General features: G+C 75.3%; 18 protein-coding genes. 8 read left to right on the top strand and 10 right to left on the bottom strand.

Annotated elements, in window-relative coordinates:
• Positions 1–3: 3 nt before the first annotated feature.
• On the bottom strand, positions 4–285 hold the full coding sequence (locus ACQPYN_RS13400; protein ID WP_433037604.1) for a metal-sensitive transcriptional regulator: 282 nt from the start codon (positions 283–285) through the stop codon (positions 4–6).
• A gap of 33 nt (positions 286–318) precedes the next feature.
• Positions 319–1,185, bottom strand: coding sequence for a serine hydrolase (locus ACQPYN_RS13395; RefSeq protein WP_433037602.1), 867 nt, complete (start codon positions 1,183–1,185; stop codon positions 319–321).
• Between the two features lie 773 nt (positions 1,186–1,958).
• On the opposite strand from ACQPYN_RS13395, the gene ACQPYN_RS13390 reads away from it, so the two are divergent.
• Positions 1,959–4,259, top strand: coding sequence for a heavy metal translocating P-type ATPase (locus ACQPYN_RS13390; RefSeq protein ID WP_433037600.1), 2,301 nt, complete (start codon positions 1,959–1,961; stop codon positions 4,257–4,259).
• Positions 4,260–4,320: 61 nt separating this feature from the next.
• On the top strand, positions 4,321–5,331 hold the full coding sequence (locus ACQPYN_RS13385) for an aminotransferase class V-fold PLP-dependent enzyme (protein WP_433037598.1): 1,011 nt from the start codon (positions 4,321–4,323) through the stop codon (positions 5,329–5,331).
• A 220-nt stretch (positions 5,332–5,551) separates the two neighbouring features.
• Here ACQPYN_RS13385 and ACQPYN_RS13380 read toward each other — a convergent pair whose 3' ends face one another.
• Complete coding sequence (locus ACQPYN_RS13380; protein WP_433038869.1) at positions 5,552–7,024, bottom strand: MFS transporter; 1,473 nt, start codon at positions 7,022–7,024, stop codon at positions 5,552–5,554.
• Positions 7,025–7,125: 101 nt separating this feature from the next.
• Here ACQPYN_RS13380 and ACQPYN_RS13375 point away from each other — a divergent pair, with 101 nt between their 5' ends.
• Positions 7,126–7,875, top strand: coding sequence for a M50 family metallopeptidase (locus tag ACQPYN_RS13375; protein ID WP_433037595.1), 750 nt, complete (start codon positions 7,126–7,128; stop codon positions 7,873–7,875).
• Between the two features lie 45 nt (positions 7,876–7,920).
• On the opposite strand, the gene ACQPYN_RS13370 is transcribed toward ACQPYN_RS13375, so the two are convergent.
• Positions 7,921–8,184: a (2Fe-2S)-binding protein gene (locus tag ACQPYN_RS13370; RefSeq protein WP_433037592.1), complete on the bottom strand. Its 264-nt coding sequence runs from the start codon at positions 8,182–8,184 to the stop codon at positions 7,921–7,923.
• A 547-nt stretch (positions 8,185–8,731) separates the two neighbouring features.
• On the opposite strand from ACQPYN_RS13370, the gene ACQPYN_RS13365 reads away from it, so the two are divergent.
• Both ACQPYN_RS13365 and ACQPYN_RS13360 read left to right on the top strand, forming a co-directional pair.
• Complete coding sequence (locus tag ACQPYN_RS13365; protein ID WP_433037590.1) at positions 8,732–9,037, top strand: hypothetical protein; 306 nt, start codon at positions 8,732–8,734, stop codon at positions 9,035–9,037.
• A 108-nt stretch (positions 9,038–9,145) separates the two neighbouring features.
• Positions 9,146–10,558 (top strand): hypothetical protein, encoded by a 1,413-nt coding sequence (locus tag ACQPYN_RS13360; protein WP_433037587.1) that lies wholly within the window; start codon positions 9,146–9,148, stop codon positions 10,556–10,558.
• Positions 10,559–10,583: 25 nt separating this feature from the next.
• Here the strand turns inward: ACQPYN_RS13360 and ACQPYN_RS13355 are convergent, their stop codons facing one another.
• Positions 10,584–11,069, bottom strand: a complete 486-nt coding sequence (locus tag ACQPYN_RS13355) for a methylated-DNA--[protein]-cysteine S-methyltransferase (RefSeq protein WP_433037584.1) — start codon at positions 11,067–11,069, stop codon at positions 10,584–10,586.
• Between the two features lie 18 nt (positions 11,070–11,087).
• Positions 11,088–12,047 carry a cation diffusion facilitator family transporter gene (locus ACQPYN_RS13350; protein WP_433037582.1) on the bottom strand — a complete coding sequence of 320 codons (960 nt, stop codon included), beginning with the start codon at positions 12,045–12,047 and terminating at the stop codon, positions 11,088–11,090.
• A 99-nt stretch (positions 12,048–12,146) separates the two neighbouring features.
• Here ACQPYN_RS13350 and ACQPYN_RS13345 point away from each other — a divergent pair, with 99 nt between their 5' ends.
• From ACQPYN_RS13345 to ACQPYN_RS13335, 3 genes are read left to right on the top strand one after another with little or no spacing between them, the layout of a single operon-like run.
• Positions 12,147–12,794 (top strand): class I SAM-dependent methyltransferase, encoded by a 648-nt coding sequence (locus ACQPYN_RS13345; RefSeq protein WP_433037579.1) that lies wholly within the window; start codon positions 12,147–12,149, stop codon positions 12,792–12,794.
• The gene (locus ACQPYN_RS13340) at positions 12,794–13,183 is read left to right on the top strand and encodes a DUF1330 domain-containing protein (RefSeq protein WP_433037577.1); all 390 of its coding nucleotides are present in this window, start codon (positions 12,794–12,796) and stop codon (positions 13,181–13,183) included. The genes ACQPYN_RS13345 and ACQPYN_RS13340 overlap by 1 nt, the downstream gene beginning before the upstream one ends.
• The gene (locus ACQPYN_RS13335; RefSeq protein ID WP_433037575.1) at positions 13,147–14,775 is read left to right on the top strand and encodes a Na+/H+ antiporter; all 1,629 of its coding nucleotides are present in this window, start codon (positions 13,147–13,149) and stop codon (positions 14,773–14,775) included. The genes ACQPYN_RS13340 and ACQPYN_RS13335 overlap by 37 nt, the downstream gene beginning before the upstream one ends.
• Before the next feature lie 8 nt (positions 14,776–14,783).
• Here the strand turns inward: ACQPYN_RS13335 and ACQPYN_RS13330 are convergent, their stop codons facing one another.
• From ACQPYN_RS13330 to ACQPYN_RS13315, 4 genes are all read right to left on the bottom strand, one after another.
• On the bottom strand, positions 14,784–15,095 hold the full coding sequence (locus ACQPYN_RS13330; RefSeq protein ID WP_433037572.1) for a hypothetical protein: 312 nt from the start codon (positions 15,093–15,095) through the stop codon (positions 14,784–14,786).
• A gap of 80 nt (positions 15,096–15,175) precedes the next feature.
• Positions 15,176–15,961, bottom strand: a complete 786-nt coding sequence (locus ACQPYN_RS13325) for a helix-turn-helix domain-containing protein (protein WP_433037570.1) — start codon at positions 15,959–15,961, stop codon at positions 15,176–15,178.
• Between the two features lie 114 nt (positions 15,962–16,075).
• Complete coding sequence (locus ACQPYN_RS13320) at positions 16,076–16,651, bottom strand: hypothetical protein (RefSeq protein ID WP_433037567.1); 576 nt, start codon at positions 16,649–16,651, stop codon at positions 16,076–16,078.
• Positions 16,639–17,541 carry a cation diffusion facilitator family transporter gene (locus ACQPYN_RS13315; RefSeq protein ID WP_433037564.1) on the bottom strand — a complete coding sequence of 301 codons (903 nt, stop codon included), beginning with the start codon at positions 17,539–17,541 and terminating at the stop codon, positions 16,639–16,641. The genes ACQPYN_RS13320 and ACQPYN_RS13315 overlap by 13 nt, the downstream gene beginning before the upstream one ends.
• Positions 17,542–17,593: the final 52 nt, after the last annotated feature.

Here is a 17,593-nt window from a genome sequence, read left to right as displayed (position 1 = left end):
GGATCAGGACCGGACGAGACGGGCGATCGCCGCGGAGGCCTCCTGGACCTTCTCGGCGGCCTCCTCGTCGCCCGCCTTCGCGGCGTCGACGACGCAGCTGCCCATGTGCTCCTCGAGCAGCCCGAGGGCGACGTTCTGGAGCGCGTGGGTCGCCGCGGAGACCTGGGTGAGGACGTCGATGCAGTACTTGTCGTCCTCGATCATCTTGGCGATGCCGCGGACCTGACCCTCGATGCGGCGCAGCCGCCGCAGGTGGTCGTCCTTGTGGCCCGCGTAGCCGTTCATGACCCTCCTGGGCGCCGTGGTGCAGCGCCCAGATTACCTGGCGTCGACGGTCGGCCCGAGCGCCTGACGCACGGCGCCGGCGGCCGCGTTGACCGACTCGCGCGCCGCGTCGTAGCCCCGGGGCGACTCGACCATCGGCTCGTTGGTCATCACCGCGACCACGAAGCGCCCGTCGACGACGGCCACGGAGTGCATGTCGCCCCGCGAGCCCAGGCAGCACAGCCAGCCCTGCTTGACCGGCGAGCGCCCGTCGAGGAAGCCGTAACCCTGGTCGAACCCGTCGCCGGCGATGCGGGGCGCGTCGGACATCGACCGCAGGACCAGGTCGCGGTCGGGCGCCGGGAGCTCGACCTGCACGTGCCGCAGGAGCTTCACCATGTCGCGCGCCGAGGTCTGCACCTCGCCCCACTGGGAGGGGTCGTCCGGGCTGGTCGTGTCCTCGAGGCCCACCGACCGCGCGACCCGGCTGATCGCCGCGGGGCCGTCGTACTCGGTCCACAGGGCGTTCATCGCGGGGTCGCTGCTGGAGCTCAGGGCGGCGTGCACGAGGCGCAGGTCGCGGGCACCGAGCTGGATCTCGCCGGCGCGCTGACGCTCGAGCATGTCGACGACGAGGAAGAGCTTCGCCAGCGACGCGGTGTTGAACGTGTCCTCGCCGTTCGACCCCGGCGCGAGCTCGCCGGTGGCCGTGTCGGCGACCGAGACGGCGACGCGGAAGTCGTCCCGCGCGCCCGCCTCCTCGCCGGCGGTGGCGGCGCCGGCGAGGTCGACCTCGGGCGCGTCCGGGGCGGTGGGCGGCGCGACCGTCTCGGTGGTGTCGTCCGGCGGCAGCGCCAGCGCGGCCAGCGTGCTCGAACCCCCGTTGAGGCTGTCGACGGTGACCAGCGTGCCGGCCACCACCGCACCGACCACCGCGGCGCCCAGGCCCAGCGGCAGGCCCGTGGTCCGGCGGCGCCGGGGGCGCTCCTCGATCGTCGGGGCGCCGCAGGTGCCGACCGCCGCGGGGCGTCCGCGCTGCGGACCGAGGAGCTCCGGCGGGTCGCGGGTGCCGGCGTCCCGGCCGGCGTCTCCGCGCGGCGGGCGACGGCCGGCTGCGGGGCGGTACGGGGCTTGCGCGCCGCCTCGTCCGGCGACGGAGCGGGCTGCGGCGCGCGGGTCGGCCGGGCCGGGGGCTGCGGGGCCGGGGGCTGGGGAGCCGGGGGTACCGGGGGCCGTGCCGCGGCGGGCTGGGGTGCGGCGGGCTGGGGTGCCGGGCGGGGAGCGGGCGCGCCCCCGTGCCGCGGCGGCGGCGCGTGGTGGCCGGGAGGCGGACCGGGTACCCGGGCGTGCCGGGACGGCGGCCCGCCGTACGCCGGGGGCGGCACGAACGGCGCGGGTGCCCGGTGACCTGCGGAGGGGGCCACCGGCCGGGGTCCGGTCAGCACCGCGACACCCGAGCCCTCGGGCGCGCGGTGGCGCGCCGGAGCGGCGACGGGCCCGCCGGAGCCGTACGGGCGGGGGCGTCCCGCGGAACCGTCCGGCCCCGGCTGCGGCGGCAGCCGGTAAGAGGTCACGAAACCATCACACCACTTCGCCGCGCGTGATCGACGACCACCCGGCCACTTTCGGGCCGGCGATTTGACACTCATACCCCCCAGGGGTACTGAGGAGGTGTCGAGAGAGGGAGGTCTGCGGTGAGTGCACCGTCCGTGCCGTCCGCCCCGGCGCCCACCGGGGCCGACGCCCGGCGCGTCGAGCTGGCCATCACCGGCATGACGTGTGCCTCGTGCGCCGCGCGCATCGAGCGCAAGCTCAACCGCCTCGACGGCGTCACCGCCAGCGTCAACTACGCCACCGAGAACGCCCGGGTCGACCACCCGGCGTCGGTGGGGGTGGACGACCTCGTCGCCACCGTCGAGAAGCTCGGCTACGGGGCCACCGTGCCCACCCCGGCGGGAACCCCCGGCGACGACGACCGCCCCGGTCCGGGCGACGCCGACGTCCTGCGCACCCGCCTGCTCGTCAGCCTGGCGCTGACGCTGCCCGTCGTCGTGCTCGCGATGGTGCCCGCCTGGCAGTTCACGTACTGGCAGTGGCTCTCCGCGATCCTCGCCGCGCCCGTCGTCGTCTGGGGCGGTCAGGACTTCCACCGCGCGGCCTGGACCAACCTGCGACACGGCGCCGCGACCATGGACACCCTGGTGTCGGTGGGCACGCTCGCCGCGCTCGGCTGGTCGTTCTACGCCCTGTTCCTCGGCGGCGCCGGGATGCCGGGCATGAGCCACGGGCTCTCGCTGACCGCTGCCGGCGGGCCCGACGCCATCTACCTCGAGGCCGCGTCGGCGGTGACCACGTTCGTGCTGGCCGGGCGCTGGTTCGAGGCGCGCGCCAAGCGCCGGGCCGGCGACGCGCTGCGCGCCCTGCTCGACCTCGGGGCGAAGGACGTCGCCGTACGCCGCGACGGGCGCGAGGAGCGCATTCCGGTCGACCGGCTCGTACTCGGCGACGAGTTCGTCGTGCGCCCCGGCGACACCGTGGCCACCGACGGCGTCGTCGTCGAGGGCCGCTCGGCGATCGACGCCAGCGCCATGACCGGCGAGTCGGTGCCCGTCGACGTGGGCCCGGGCGACCGGGTCAGCGGCGCGACGGTCGCGGTCGGCGGGCGCCTCGTGGTGCGCGCGACCGCCGTCGGCGCCGACACCCGCCTGGCCCGGATCGCCCGGCGGGTCGAGGAGGCCCAGAACGGCAAGGCCGAGGTGCAGCGCCTCGCCGACCGCGTGTCCGGGGTGTTCGTGCCGGTCGTCATCGCCCTCTCGCTCGGCACGCTCGCGGTGTGGCTGCTCCTCGGGGCGGGGGCGTCGGCGGCGTTCACCGCCGCCGTCGCCGTCCTCATCATCGCCTGCCCCTGCGCGCTGGGGCTGGCGACGCCGACCGCGCTGATGGTCGGCACCGGGCGCGGCGCCCAGCTGGGCATCCTGCTGCGCGGCCCCGAGGTGCTCGAGTCCACCCGCCGGGTCGACACCGTCGTGCTCGACAAGACCGGCACCGTCACCACCGGCGAGATGGCCCTGGTCGACGTCACCCCGCTCGCGGGGGTCGACGAGGACGAGCTGCTGCGCCGCGCCGGCGCCCTCGAGGACGCGCTCACCCACCCCGTCGCCCGCGCCGTCGCGGACGCGGCCCGCGAGCGGCTCCCCGAGCTGGATGGAGTCCTGCCCGCCGCCGTCGACGTCGCGGCCCGTGACGGCCTGGGCGTCCGCGGGACCGTCGAGGGCCGCACCGTGGTCGTCGGGCGCACCCGGCTCCTCGACGCCGAGGACGTCGCCGTCGACGCCGAGCTCGCCGACGCCGTCGCCCGCGTCGAGGCCGGTGGCGCCACGCCCGTCGCGGTGGCGTGGGCGGACGACGCCGGTGTGCTGACCGCCCGCGGCGTGCTCGCCGTCGCCGACACCGTCCGGCCGACCTCCGCCGACGCGGTCGCCGCGCTGCACGGCATGGGACTGCGCACCGTCCTGCTCACCGGCGACCACGAGACCGTGGCCCGCGCCGTCGCCGACCAGGTCGGCATCGACACGGTGATCGCCGGGGTGCTGCCCGAGGAGAAGGCCGACGAGGTGGCCCGCCTGCAGCGCGGGGGCGCGGTCGTCGCCATGGTCGGCGACGGGGTCAACGACGCCGCCGCCCTGGCGCGCGCGGACCTCGGGCTCGCGATGGGCACCGGGTCGGACGCGGCGATCGAGGCGGGCGATCTCACCCTGGTGCGCGGCGACCTGCGGGTCGTGCCGGACGCCCTGCGCCTGGCCCGGCGGACGCTCGGGACGATCAAGGGCAACCTGTTCTGGGCGTTCGCCTACAACGTGGTCGCGCTCCCCCTGGCCGCGCTCGGCCTGCTCAACCCCATGATCGCCGGCGCGGCGATGGCGTTCTCGAGCGTCTTCGTGGTCGGCAACAGCCTCCGGCTCCGGCGCTTCACGCCGCGCGGTGGTGCCGGATGAGCCGGCGCCGGCACGCCGTCGTCCACGCTCTGCACTGACGTCCTGATCTAGCCTGGGCGACGTGCGGAATGCGTTCGGGACCACGTTCGACGTCGAGGGCATCTACCTCAACACCCCGTCCATCGGGGTCCCGCCGCGGCCGGTGGTCGACGCCGTCTCCGACGCGGTCGCGGCGTGGGGACGGGCGGAGTCCTCGCCGCCGCAGTTCGACGGCGCCGTCGACACCGCGCGGGCGTCGTTCGCCCGGCTCGTCGGGGTGCCGTCGGCGTCGGTGGTGCTGGGCAGCGCGGTGTCGGGCCTACTCGGGCTCGTCGCGGCGTCGTTGCCGGCCGGGACGCGGGTGCTCACCGCGGACCGCGAGTTCACCAGCGTCACCTTCCCGTTCGCGGCGGCCGGCCACGAGGTGACCGAGGTGCCCCTCGAGGACCTGCCGGAACGGACGGTCTCGGCCGACGTGGTGGCCGTGAGCGTGGTGGCCTCCGCCGACGGCGCCCTGGTCGACCTCGACGCCCTGCGCTCGGAGGTCGGTCCCGACACCCTCGTCGTCCTCGACGCGACCCAGTCGCTGGGCTGGCTGCCCGCCGACCTCTCCTGGGCCGACGTCGTCGTCGCCGGCGGCTACAAGTGGCTGCTCTCGCCGCGCGGTGCCTCGTGGATGGCGGTCTCCGACCGGCTCGCCGAGCGCCTCGTCCCGCACCAGTCCGGTTGGTACGCCGGGGGCTGGGACGCGATCTACGGGCTGCCCCTGCGCCTGCACCCCGACGCCCGCCGCTTCGACCTCTCCCCCGCGTGGCTCGCGCACGTCGGGGCCGCGACCGCCCTGCCCTGGCTCGAGAGCCTCGACGCCACCGCGGTGCACGACCACGGGGTCGGGCTCGCCAACCGCCTGCGTGCGGGGCTCGACCTGCCATCGGCCGAGTCGGCGATCGTGGCCCTGCGCCACGAGGGCGCCGCCGACCGGCTCGCCGCCGCCGGCATCCGCGCGGCCCTGCGCGGCGGGGCCGCCCGCCTCGGCTTCCACCTGCACAACACCCACGCCGACGTCGACGCGGTGCTCGAGGCGCTGGCCTGACGCCGTCCGCCGCCCTCGCGGGCGCGACGGGCACGTTGCGCAGGATCGACTCGCCCGGGCGCCTGCCGAACGTGCCCCTCGCGCAGGCGCGACCTCTCCATGTCGATCTCTCGACAGTGCCACCAGTGTCGTCGTGCCCCAGGACACTGGCGGCACTGTCGGGAGATCGACCTGGAGAGCACCCGACACCGAACCCCGCGGGCCGGGCCCTGCCCGGGCGTCAGACGGGGTCGCGCGGGTACTGCTGGGGCGCGTTGACGGCGCAGTAGGTGCAGGACTCGGTGGGGAAGCGGGCCGGTTCCTCGGGCTCGGCCGGTGCGGCCGGACCCCGCCGGGGCCGCAGCAGCACCGCCGAGAGCAGGGCGCCGACGACGAGCAGCCCGGCGGAGATGGTCATGGCCGTCGCGAATCCCGCGGAGAACGCGGGCGGGTCGGTGTAGTCCTGCCCGGAGATGCCCGCGACGGCCGGGATCAGCGCGACGGCGAGCAGGCCGGCGGCCCGGGCGATCGCGTTGTTGACGCCCGAGGCGATGCCGACGTGGCGGTCGTCGGCGGCGTCGAGGACGGTCGCGGTGAGCGGGGCGACCGTGCCCGCGAGCCCCAGCCCGAACAGCGCCACCGCCGGCAGGACGTCCACGAAGTACGACGCGCCGGCCCCGATCCGGCCCAGCAGGACCATCCCGCCTGCGGCGAGCAGGAGCCCGACCGTCATCGGCCAGCGCGGCCCGATGCGCTGCGCCAGACGCCCCGAGCGGGCCGAGAGCAGCAGCATGATCACGGTGATCGGCAGCATCGCCGTGCCGGCCGCGAGCGGGCTGAACCCCGCGACCACCTGCAGCTGGAGGACGACGAGCACGAAGTTCACGCCCAGCGCCCCGTAGACGAGCAGGGTGATGACGTTGGCGGCCGTGAAGCGCGGGTTGGCGAACAGCTCGCCGGGCACGAGCGGTGCTCGCGAGCGCCGCTCGACGAGGACGAACGCGAGGAGGGCGAGCACGCCCACCACCCCGGTGACGATCACCGCGGGGGTGCCCCCGTCCTCCCCGGCGGCGGTGAGCGCCCAGGTCAGGGCCCCGAGGCCGGCGACGGCGAGCACCGTGCCGGGCACGTCGAGGTGGTGGCTCGCCTGCGGGTCGCGTGACTCCGGGACGTGCCGCAGCGCCACGACCACGATCACCACGGCGAACGGGATGTTGATGAGGAACACCGCGCGCCAGGTCCACTCGACGAGGAAGCCGCCGAGGAACGGGCCGATCGCCCCGGCGACGCCGCCCAGGCCCGACCACGCGCCGATGGCCGCGGCCCGGTCGCTGCCGTGGAAGGACGCGGAGATCAGCGCCAGGCTCCCCGGGGTCAGGAGCGCGCCACCGACCCCCTGCAGCGCGCGCCCGGCGATGAGGAACTCCACCGACGGCGCGAGCCCGCAGAGCGCCGAGGCCACCGCGAACCACACGACGCCGATGACGAAGACCCGGCGGCGGCCGAAGCGGTCGCCGAGCGAGCCGCCGAGCAGGATCAGGCCGGCGAGGGTGAGCGTGTAGCCGTTGATCGTCCACTGCAGCGCCGCGAAGCTCGCGTCGAACTCGGCGCCGATGCGCTCGAGCGCGATGTTGACCACTGTCGAGTCGAGCAGGGCCAGCCCCGACCCGAGCACGGTCGTCAGCAGGATCCAGCGGCCCCTGGCGCTGCCCATCCGGATGGTGTCGGCGCCGCCGGCGGTGTCGGTCACAGCCTCAGCATGCGCGTCGCACCCGTACGTGACGAGATCGGCCGCCCCGATACCGTGCACCCATCGTGACGACCGGCCTCTCGCTCCCGTTCGAGCTGCCCTCCAGCAGCACCCTCGACGGCGCCCTCGACGAGCTCACCGGCGGCCAGACGCAGGCCACGCTGGTGATCCTCGCGGGCCTCGTCGCGCTGCTCGTCGTCGGCGTCCACGGCACGTGGCGCCTCGCCCGCAACGTCGTGACCATCGCCCACGAGGGCGGGCACGCCCTGGTCGCGATCTGCTCGGGGCGCACGCTGACGCGGATCCTCCTGCACTCCGACACCTCGGGCGTCACGGTGTCGAAGGGACGCCGCGACGGGCCGGGCATGGTCGCGACGGCCGCCGCCGGCTACGCCACCCCGCCGGTCCTCGGGGTCGGCGCCGCGGCGCTCGTGGCCGCGGACGCGATCTCGGCGATGCTCGTGATCGCCGTCGTCCTGCTGCTCGCGACGCTGATCCTCATCCGCAACGCCTACGGCGTGCTGTCGGTGGCGCTCACCGGTGCGGTCTTCGTGGTGGTCGCGGCCTACGGCTCGGCGAACGTGCAGTACGGGTTCGCGTGCTTCGTGACCTGGTTCCTCATCCTCGGCGGGCTGCGCACGGTGCTCGAGGTGCAGCGCAAGCGCACCCGCCGCCGGGCGCCCGACTCCGACGCCGACCAGCTCGAGCGCCTCACCGGCGTCCCGGGCGGCATCTGGGTGGCCCTGTTCGCCCTGGTCGGCATCTTCGCGCTGATCGGCGCCGGCCGGCTGCTCGTGGTCTGGCCGCCCGTCTGACGTGAGCGAAGTTCCCGGCTATAGCCGGGAACTTCGCTCACGGCGTCACCGGCGAAGGACGCAGTCGGCGCACTTCCCGCCGCCGGGCACCCGGTAGTAGAGGCAGCATGTGGTGCGGGCGAACCCGATGCCGCTCGGGTGGCCGGGGTCGGCGACGAAGCGCCCGAACCCCGCGAAGGGCTCGTGCTCGAGCACGCCCCGCACGATCGCGAGCGCGGCGTCGTGGCGGTCGGGGCGCTCGCCGCCGAGCACCCGCACCGCCCCGGCGAGCGCGGACGTCGCGTTGCCCCACAGCACCTGCTCCGACACCGACTCCGGGCCCGGACGCCCGCGACCAGCGGCGCGAGGTGATCGCGCGCCAGCACCTCGGCGAGCGCCGCCGCCGTGAGCGGGTCGTCGGGAGCGCCCAGCTCCGTGCCCGTCAGCCGCTCGGGGTCCGCCCACAGCGGCACCGGCCCGCCGGCCCAGGGGCGGGCGTGCAGCACCGTCCGCGGCGACAGGTCGGGCAGCACGCCGGTGGTCGCCGCGCACAGCAGGATCGACACCGGGCGCGACGCCAGCGACTGCGTGAGCAGCGACGCCGCGACCCGCCGCCCGGCGTCCAGCCCCTCGGCGACGGCGGCCAGACGGTCGCCGACCGGATCGGGACCGGTGTCGGGCACGGCGTACAGCGACGCGAGGGGCCGCCACGACGGGTCCGCGGCCTCTTCGTCGCGGGTCGAGATCGCGAAGAAACCGCCGACCGCGTCGGCCTCGGCGAGCACCGCCCGGACGCGGACGATCGGGGCGATCGGGGCAGCCGGGTTCCCCTGACGGCCGGTCGATTCGACGCCCACAGCGACCCATGCTGGAGGACATGAGCCTCTCGAGCACGGGGGGACGTCACGGGCGCCGGATCGGGCCGGCCCGTTTCTCGTTCTGGATCGACCACGCGGGCACCCTCGGTCCGACTCTGCTGCGCTACGACCTGCGCGGACGCGGTGTGCGGCGCGGCGCCCGGCTCGGGATCGACGGGCGCTGGCACGCCAGCACCCAGCCGGACTCGCTCCTGTGGTTGCACACCGGCTCGGGGGACGCCATCGACATCGACGAGGCCCGCGCGGTCGCCCGGCAGCTCGGCTTCCCCGACCTCGTCGTCACCGATCCGGTGGTCCTCCCCTGACGCCCGCCGTCACCCCCTGCTCCGAGGTGGTCACGCTCCGCCACATCCCGTCGAGACCGGGGAGGTCGCTGCTCCGCCGATCGGTCCCGTTCCGTTAGGTTCGTCGCCATGCTCGACTCCGGCGTCCGTCTCGCCGCCGCCTTCCTGCCGGTGGGAGTACCGGTGATCGTCGGTCTCGTGCTCGCCGTGATGCGCCGCCGCTCGCTGCCGACCGTCACGGGCCCGGCCATCCTCGGGCTGGCGCTGCAGCTCGTGGTCGTGATCATCACGACGTTCCTCGTGGCCGCGGCCTCGCTCCAGGCCTTCGGTCTGACGCCCGAGACGCTCCTGCCGCTGTCCAGCGCGCTCGGCTTCGTCGTGATCGTGCTGCAGGTGCTGTCCTGGACGCTGCTGCTCATCGCCCTCTTCCGGCGGCTGCCCTCGACGACGGAGCCGGCGACGTCGGCCCCGACGCCCGTGCCGGCGATGGAGCAGGACCGCACGCCCACCGGCCGCCACGCGCTGCTCGACGACCGGGGCGCCCAGGTCGTGGCCGAGGAGGGCACGACCTTCCTCCCGATCGGGGGTCCTCGCGCCGAGCCGTCCTCGATGCCCCCGTCCTCGATGCCGCTGCCCTCGATGCCCGTGCCCGGCGGGGGCCGTCCGGGGCCCGGCACCCCCGCCCGCGGCTACCCCGCCATGGGCCACCCCGGACCCGGCCGACCGATGCCCGGGCCTCCGCCCGTCGAGGACCCGCCCGGCGAGGAGCCCGCGGACACCGAGACCTTCGCGGCCGGGCCGGTCCCGCCCGTGCAGGACGAGCCCGCGGCCCAGGACGACGAGCGCTACCCGGGCTCCCTGCAGGACGCCCCGGCGGACGCCACCGGCGAGGACCAGCCCGCGGAGGACACCGAGTACCCGGGCTACCTCGAAGGCCTCGACGCCGACGAGGAGCCCTCGGACACCGGGTCGATCGCGCCGGAGCAGCAGGAGGTCCCGGAGACCGCGGTGTTCGCGACCGCCGAGCCCGCCGAGCCCGAGTCGGTCGCGGAGGACGACGTCGTCGCCGACGAGGACACGGTGGAGGAGCAGGCCGAGGACGAGGACCCGGCTCAGGACCCGGCCGCCGATGAGGCGGTCGCCGACGAGCCTGTCGCGGAGGACCCGAGCGACGGTCCGGGCGACGACTCGCGGGACGACTCGGGGAACGACTCGCGGGAGGACCCGACCGGCACAGACGAGGCGACCGAGCAGGCGGACGATCCCGTCCCCGCCGGCGCCGCGACCTCGGCCGCCGCGCCGACCCCCGGGCACTACCTCGGCACCCCGCAGCGCCCGCAGACCCCGGCACCGCCTCAGACCCCGCAGGCCGCGGCACCCCCGCAGTCCCCCGAGCCCCCGGCGTCGCGCGGCGGGCACCCGTGGTTCGACCCCGACGGCGACGCGGCCCGCCGTGCCGCCGAGCACGCCGAGCAGTCGGCCCAGGCCGAGCCCGTCGAGCAGGCCGGGCCGCCCCACGCGAGCTCGACCGAGGGCCGCTGACCAGCCGGTCAGCGAGCCCCGCGCGTCAGAGCGTCAGCGCCCCGCACTCCAGATCGAGCAGGGCCCGCTTCCGCGCGACGCCGCCGCCGTAGCCCGTGAGCGACCCGTTCGCCCCGACCACGCGGTGGCAGGGCACGACGATGCTGATCGGGTTGCGGCCGTTGGCGAGCCCCACGGCCCGGGAGGCCGTCGGCGACCCGAGCGCGGCGGCGAGCTCGCCATAGGTCGTGGTCCCGCCGTAGGGGATGTCGCGCAGCGCCGCCCAGACCCGCTCCTGGAACGCCGTGCCGTGCAGGGCGAGCGGGAGGTCGAAGGCCGTGAGCTCGCCCGCGAAGTAGGCCGCGAGCTGCTCGCGCACCGGCGCCAGCCCGTCGTCGGCGCGCGGCCCGAGCGCGTCGGGCGCGGGACCGTGGCGGTGGTCGGTCATGTAGAGGCCGGACAGGACGCCGTCCTCGGCGCGCAGGGTCAGCGCCCCGAGTGGGCTGTCGACGACGGTGTGCGAGGTGCCCATCGCGGCCCAGTGTGCCCCTCAGCGGGCCCCGAGGCCCCGCACCCGCTCGGCGGTGACGACGGGCGGCTCGCAGGCCTGCTCGTGGCCGGCGTGCTCGACGCCCTCGATCTGCAGCGTGCTGTGCTCGAGCCCGAAGCGCTCGCGCAGGACGATCGTGGCGCGGTCGAGCACCCCGTGCTCGCCGCAGTCGGCGGTGGCGCAGCCCTCGTCGGAGATCACGAGGTGCGCAGAGACGGCGGGGCTGCGGTCGTTGATCGCCCAGACGTGCAGGTCGTGGACCTCCGCGACGCCCTCGACGTCGAGGAGCGCGGTGTGCACGTCGTCGACGTCGATACCCGCGGGCGCGCCCTCGAGCAGCACGTGCCCGGTCTCGCGCAGGAGGGCCACGGTGCGCGGGAGGAGGATCGCGACGATCACCAGTGAGGCGAGCGTGTCGGCGTAGGCCCATCCGGTGGTCATCGTGACCACGGCCGCGGCGAGCACGGCCACCGAGCCCAGCGCGTCGCCGAGCACGTGCAGCGCGGCGCCGCGGACGTTCATCCCGCCGCTGCCGCGCTGCAGGACGGCGAGCGCGACGACGTTGCCGACCAGACCGACGAGGCCGTAGACCAGCAGCGCACCGCCGGGCACCTCGGTGGGGCTGGCGAGGCGCTCGACCGCCTCGATCGCGACCCACACCGTGACCCCGAGCAGCAGCACCGCGTTCAGCGCCGCGCCCAGCACCTCGGCGCGGCCGAGCCCGAAGGTCCGGCGCCGGCTCGGCGGGCGGGCGGCGAGCGCGGAGGCGGCGAGGGCGGTGCCGAGGGCGACGACGTCGGTGCCGACGTGCCCGAGGTCGGCGAGCAGCGCCAGCGACCCCGTGAGGACCGCGCCGACGGCGCCGACGACGAGCACCAGCGCGGTGATGCCGAGCGCGACACCGAGCCGCCGCCGGTCGTCGGCACCGGCGCCGTGTCCGTGACCATGTCCGTGCCCCACGGCGCCGACCATACATGCACACATACGCATACGGGCGCGGCGGCGCCGTACGCCACACGTCCGGGCATCGGAGGGCCCCGACGGCCCTAGAGTGTGCCGGTGCCCGTCAATCCCTGGCTCGCCGTCACCGGTGGCACGGCCGGACCGGGCTATGCCGCGCGGTTCGCCGCGCTCGAGCGCGAGGGCCAGGACCTGCACGGGGAGGCCCGGCGCGTCGACGCCCTGCTCCGCGAGAAGCTCGGCCGGCCGGGCGACGTCCTCGACGCCGGCTGCGGCACCGGGCGCGTCGCGATCCGGCTCGCCCGGCTCGGCCACCGGGTGGTCGGCGTCGACCTCGACGCCTCGATGCTCGACGAGGCCCGCGCCCTCGCACCCGAGCTCGACTGGCGCCTGGTCGACCTCGGCGAGCCCGGAGCGCTGCACCTCGACCACCCCGTCGACGCCGTCGTCGCCGCCGGCAACCTGTGGCCGCTGCTGACCCCCGGCACGCACGCCGAGGTCGTCTCCGGGCTCGCACGCCACCTGCGGCCCGGCGGGCTGCTCGTCGCCGGCTTCGGGCTCGACGGCGAGCACGTGCCGTTCACCCTCCCCGACGGCGTCGGGTTCCCCACCCTGGCCGACTACGACGCCGCCGCGGCGGCCGCCGGCCTCGAGCTGACCGCCCGCAGCGCCGACTGGGCGGGCGAGGAGCCCTACCGCGGCGGGGGCTACGTGGTCAGCGTCCACACCCGGGAAGGACACCCCTGATGGCCGTCGATCCGCGCGGACGTGACCTCAAGACGTTCCTGTCCGACGACCCGGGTGGTCCCGTGGTCATGCTCAACCTGCTGCGGTTCCGGCCGGGTGGCCGCGAGTCGTACGCCGCGTACCTCGCCCACTTCCGCGCCCACGCCGAGCACCGCGGCGCCGAGATCCTCTACCTGGGCGACGGCGGCACGGCGCTCGTCGCCGACGACGGGCAGGCCTGGGACGCCGTGCTGCTGGTGCGCTACCCGGACCGGCAGGCGTTCAGCGACATGGTCGCGGATCCGGCCTACCAGGAGGGGACGCACCTGCGCACCGAGGCGCTGACCGAGGCCGTGCTGCAGGCCACGGCCCCGTGGACCCCGCCGGAACCGCGCCCGCACGCCTCATGACCGAGGCCGATCCCCGGGCGCTGCTCGTCGTCTTCGTCATCGCCCTGGGCGTCACGGCGATCGCCCGCCGCTACGCGCTCTCCGCGCCGCTGCTGCTCGTGGTGGTGGGGCTCGCGATGTCGTTCGTCCCCGGCATCCCGGTGGTGCCCCTCGACCCGGACCTCGTGCTCTTCCTCGTCCTGCCCCCGCTGCTGTACTCGGCGGCGCTGGAGAGCTCGACGCTGCGCCTGCGCGAGAACATGAAGCGGATCAGCCAGCTGGCGATCGGCCTCGTCGTGTTCAGCACCGCGGTGGTCGGGATCGCGGCCTGGCTGCTGGTGCCCGACCTGCCCCTGGCCAGCGCGCTCGTGCTCGGCGCCGTCGTCGCCCCGCCCGACGCGGTCGCCGCGGCGTCGATCGGCCGCCGGCTCGGCCTCCAGCGGCGGCTCATGACGATCCTCGAGGGCGAGAGCCTGCTCAACGACGCCACCGCGCTGACGCTCTTCCGCGTGATGCTCGCCGTGGCGATCGCCACGACCACGGTCGGCACCGGCGTGACGATCCTCGAGGGCCTCGGCGAGTTCGCCCTGGCCGCGGTCGGTGGCGTGGCCCTCGGCGCCGGGCTCGGCTGGGTGCTGCACCGCATCCGGATGCGCCTGCACGACGGCGTGCTCGAGAGCTCGGTCGGCCTGCTCGTCCCCTTCGCGATCTACCTGCTCGCCGAGGAGCTGCACACCTCCGGGGTGCTCGCCGTGGTCGTCGCCGGGCTCTACCTCGGGCACAAGGCCACCGAAGCCGGCTACGCGACGCGCCTGCAGGACCAGGCGGTGTGGAAGGCGCTCGACACGCTGCTCGAGGCGCTGGTCTTCGCGCTGATCGGCCTGCAGCTGCGGGTGGTGGTCGACGGGCTGGGCGAGGACGCCGGGCGCATCCTGGGCGTCTCGCTCGCCCTGCTGGTCGTGACGATCCTGGCCCGTTTCGTCTGGGTCTTCCCGACGATCTACCTCCCACGGGTGCTGCCGAAGGTGCGCCGGGCCGGACCCGCGCTGCCCTGGCGGGGCCCGTTCGTCATCTCCTGGGCCGGCATGCGCGGCGTGGTGACGCTGGCCGCGGCGTTCGCGATCCCCGTCGGCGACGAGATGACGCCCGGGATGCCGGGGCGCAACGTCGTGGTGTTCGTGGCGTTCGTCATCACGGTCGGCACCCTGCTGCTGCAGGGCCTCACGCTGCCCACCCTCATCCGCCGCCTGCACGTGCAGGACAAGGGCGGGCAGCGCGACGTGCTCGACGAGGCCGCGGTGAAGCAGGCCGCCGCCGAGGCCGCCCTGTCCCGCCTGGACGACCTCTCCGACGACTCGACCCCCCAGCACGTCACCGAGCAGCTGCGCACCTGGGCGCAGCACCGCTCCAACGGCGCGTGGGAACGCCTCGGGCGCTCCGACGAGGAGATCGGCGAGTCCCCCTCGGTGGCGTTCACCCGCCTGCGCCGGGAGATGCTCACCGCCGAGCGCGACACCTTCGTGCGCTTCCGCGACATGGGCCGCATCGACGAGGGCGTTCTGCGCGAGATGCTCCGCGAGCTCGACTACGAGGAGGCGATGCTCGACCGCTAGCGAGCCCTTCAGACCTCCGTCTTGAGGATGCAGATCCCCAGGTGGGCGTCCTCCACGGCGTCGCGGGCCGCGCTGCCGAGGTCGGGGTCGGCCTTCGCCGCCACCCGCGCGCTGTCGGCGGCCTGCTCGAGCTCGATGATCGCGTCGCGCCGGGCGTCGTCGGCGGTCGCCATGGCCTTGTCGGCCTTGGTGTCGAACTCGCGGACGACGGCGGCGGTGACGACCGACGCGCCCGCGTCCTCGTCGACCGCGCGGCGGCACGTCGCGATGCGGCCGCGCACGTCGGTCAGCCGGCTCAGCATGTCGGTGGTGGCGAGCATGGGTCCTCCCCCGTGTGGTGGACCACCATCACCCCACGCGCCCCGCGGCCGCCCAAGGGACGGGAACTACGTACCAGGACCTACGTCGGCGCCGGCAGCAGGCCGATCAGCTGCGCGCGCTGGACGGCAACGAGGCGGTCGCCCGCCCCGAGCTTGCGGTAGATGCGCTGGAGGTGCTTCTGCACGGTGCGCTCGCCGACGTGGAGCCTGCGGGCGATCGCCCGCGCCGTGTGGCCCGACGCGAGCAGGGCCAGCACCGAGGACTCCCGGGGCGTCAGCCCGCCCGCGCTCGCCGCCTCCAGCGCACACGGACCCACCAGGTGCACCCAGCGGGCGTAGCACGCGATCTGGCGGTCCAGGCCCGTGAGCAGCCGCTGGATGCGGCGCGCGAGGGCCACCTCCGGCACGGTGTAGTCGTCCTCGCGCCCGACCAGGAACGTGCGGTTCGCCGTCGGGCCCAGGCACAGCGGCATGGCCATCTGGGAGGACATCCCGCCGAGGTACTCGGCGCACAGCGACCGCCACTGGTCCTGCAGACCGACCGACGCGACCATCGTGGGGACGTCGGCCACCTGCATCGCCCGCGGGTCCCCGCTCGCGAGGTACCACCGCAGCAGCGGGTGCTCCCGCGGCGCCTGCTCGATCGTCCATCGCTCGATCTCCGCGCGGTCGACGCCGCCGAGGTCCGCGGGCCACGGCCGCTGCTCGATCACGTCGCCGTCCTGGCCGTAGTACGACCCGGCCGGCGCGTCGAAGGTCCCGGCGAGGAGCTCGACGACCTCCTCGGCGGGCCAGGCCGTCAGAGGCTGGGCGACCAGGTCCGCGACGAGGTCCAGCCACGCGTTGTCGTGCGGTGTGGTGAGCATGGGCCGACCTCGACACCGGGGTCCGTGATGAACTGCCCGCAAGGATCCTCCGACGACGCTGCGTGGTCGAGCATCCCTCCCCGTTCGGCCGCAGACGTCACCCGGACGCTGCACTCACCCCGATCGCGCGAGCACCCGGATCTCGACCGGCATCGTGCGCAGGGTGTCGAGGGCCCGCCGTTCCCGTCGCAGCGGGAGCCGGGCGAAGAACAGCAGGTCGAGCGGGTACCAGAGCCCGACCCAGGCGATGACGAGGAAGACGCCGTTGCCCAGGAGGTTCTGGAAGAACTCCGGGACGTCCGGGGCGAGGAAGTCGGTCGAGAGCAGCAGGCCGATGACGAAGAGCGGGAGGCCGGGCCGCAACGACGCGAGCCCCTGGCGGTAGAGCACGTGCGCCTCGCGCTCGACGCCCTCGAGGCGCCGCTGCGCCCAGCGTCGCAGGGCCCTGTCCAGGCGGGCCGTCGTCGCGGCGACGTCCGGGCCGGCGGCGGACGCGGGCATCTCGAGCACCAGCCGGTCGCGGCGCCCGACCCGTCGGCGCGAGAGCACCTCGCTGAGGATCTCCTCGACCGCGGGCACGGTGCGCGTGTCGTCCCCGTCGTCGTCGAGCAGGCCCGCCGGGTCGACGGTGACCATCTCCTCGGGGCGGCGCAGGCGCACCACCACCGGCACGCCGGTCACAGCGCCCACCGCCGCTCGGTCGTGAACGCGACGGTCACCGAGCGCTCGTACCCGAGCTCGGCGAGCCGGTCGTGCAGCGCCTGGCGCACCAGGTCGCCGTCGGCCACCGTGCGCACCGACGAGTCCTCCCCCACCACGAAGTCCACCTCCACATCGACGCGGGAGCCGACCTTCGACGCCCGCAGGAACGCCTCCCCGATCCCGAAGCGCGCGCGGACCGACTCGACCGCCTCGTCCAGCGCGGCTCGGGTCTCCTCGGGCGGGGACATCGAGAGGATCTCGCGCATCCCGCCGCCGACCAGCCGGAACGGGATGCGCAGGAACAGCAGGGACACGATGACGACCATCGCCGGGTCGACGTAGGCCGCGAGGTCGGGGCGCCCGATCCCGACCAGCACGATCGCGATGACGAACCCGACGAGCACCCCGACCGAGAGCAGCGTGTCCCCGAACCACTCCGCGGCCTCGGCGCGCACCAGGTCGGACCGCCCGCCCCGGCGCATCAGCACGGTGACGACGGCGCCGCTGACGGTGGCGACGATCGCGTACGCCAGCGCCCAGCCCGTGGAGACCTCGCGGCCGCCGGCGATCAGGTCGGAGATGCCGCCGACCACGGCGTAGACGCACAGCCCGGCCAGCGCGATCGCCTTGACGACGACGGTGACGGGCTCCCAGATCTCGCGACCCCAGGGGTAGCGCTCGTCCGCGCCCGCCCGCGAGGTGCGCAGCGCGATCACCGCGAGGATCGAGAGCCCGATGCTGATGAACGACGAGAGGCCGTCGAAGACGATCATGGACGAGCCGCTGAGGATGCCCCACACCGAGGAGACGAGGGCGAAGGCCCCGGACGCCCACACCGAGAGCAGGAGCAGGCGCCGATCACGCCGGTCGGGGTCCACGCGGTGATCGTGGCGGTCCGACCGCTCCGCGTCGAGAGAGTCTCGATCACTC

It is taken from the genome of Actinomycetospora sp. CA-053990 (assembly GCF_050948445.1).
GTDB classification, from domain to species: Bacteria; Actinomycetota; Actinomycetes; order Mycobacteriales; family Pseudonocardiaceae; genus Actinomycetospora; species Actinomycetospora callitridis.
The sequence above is the reverse complement of the archived record's forward strand: the minus strand, read 5'-3'. Positions and strand labels throughout refer to the sequence as shown.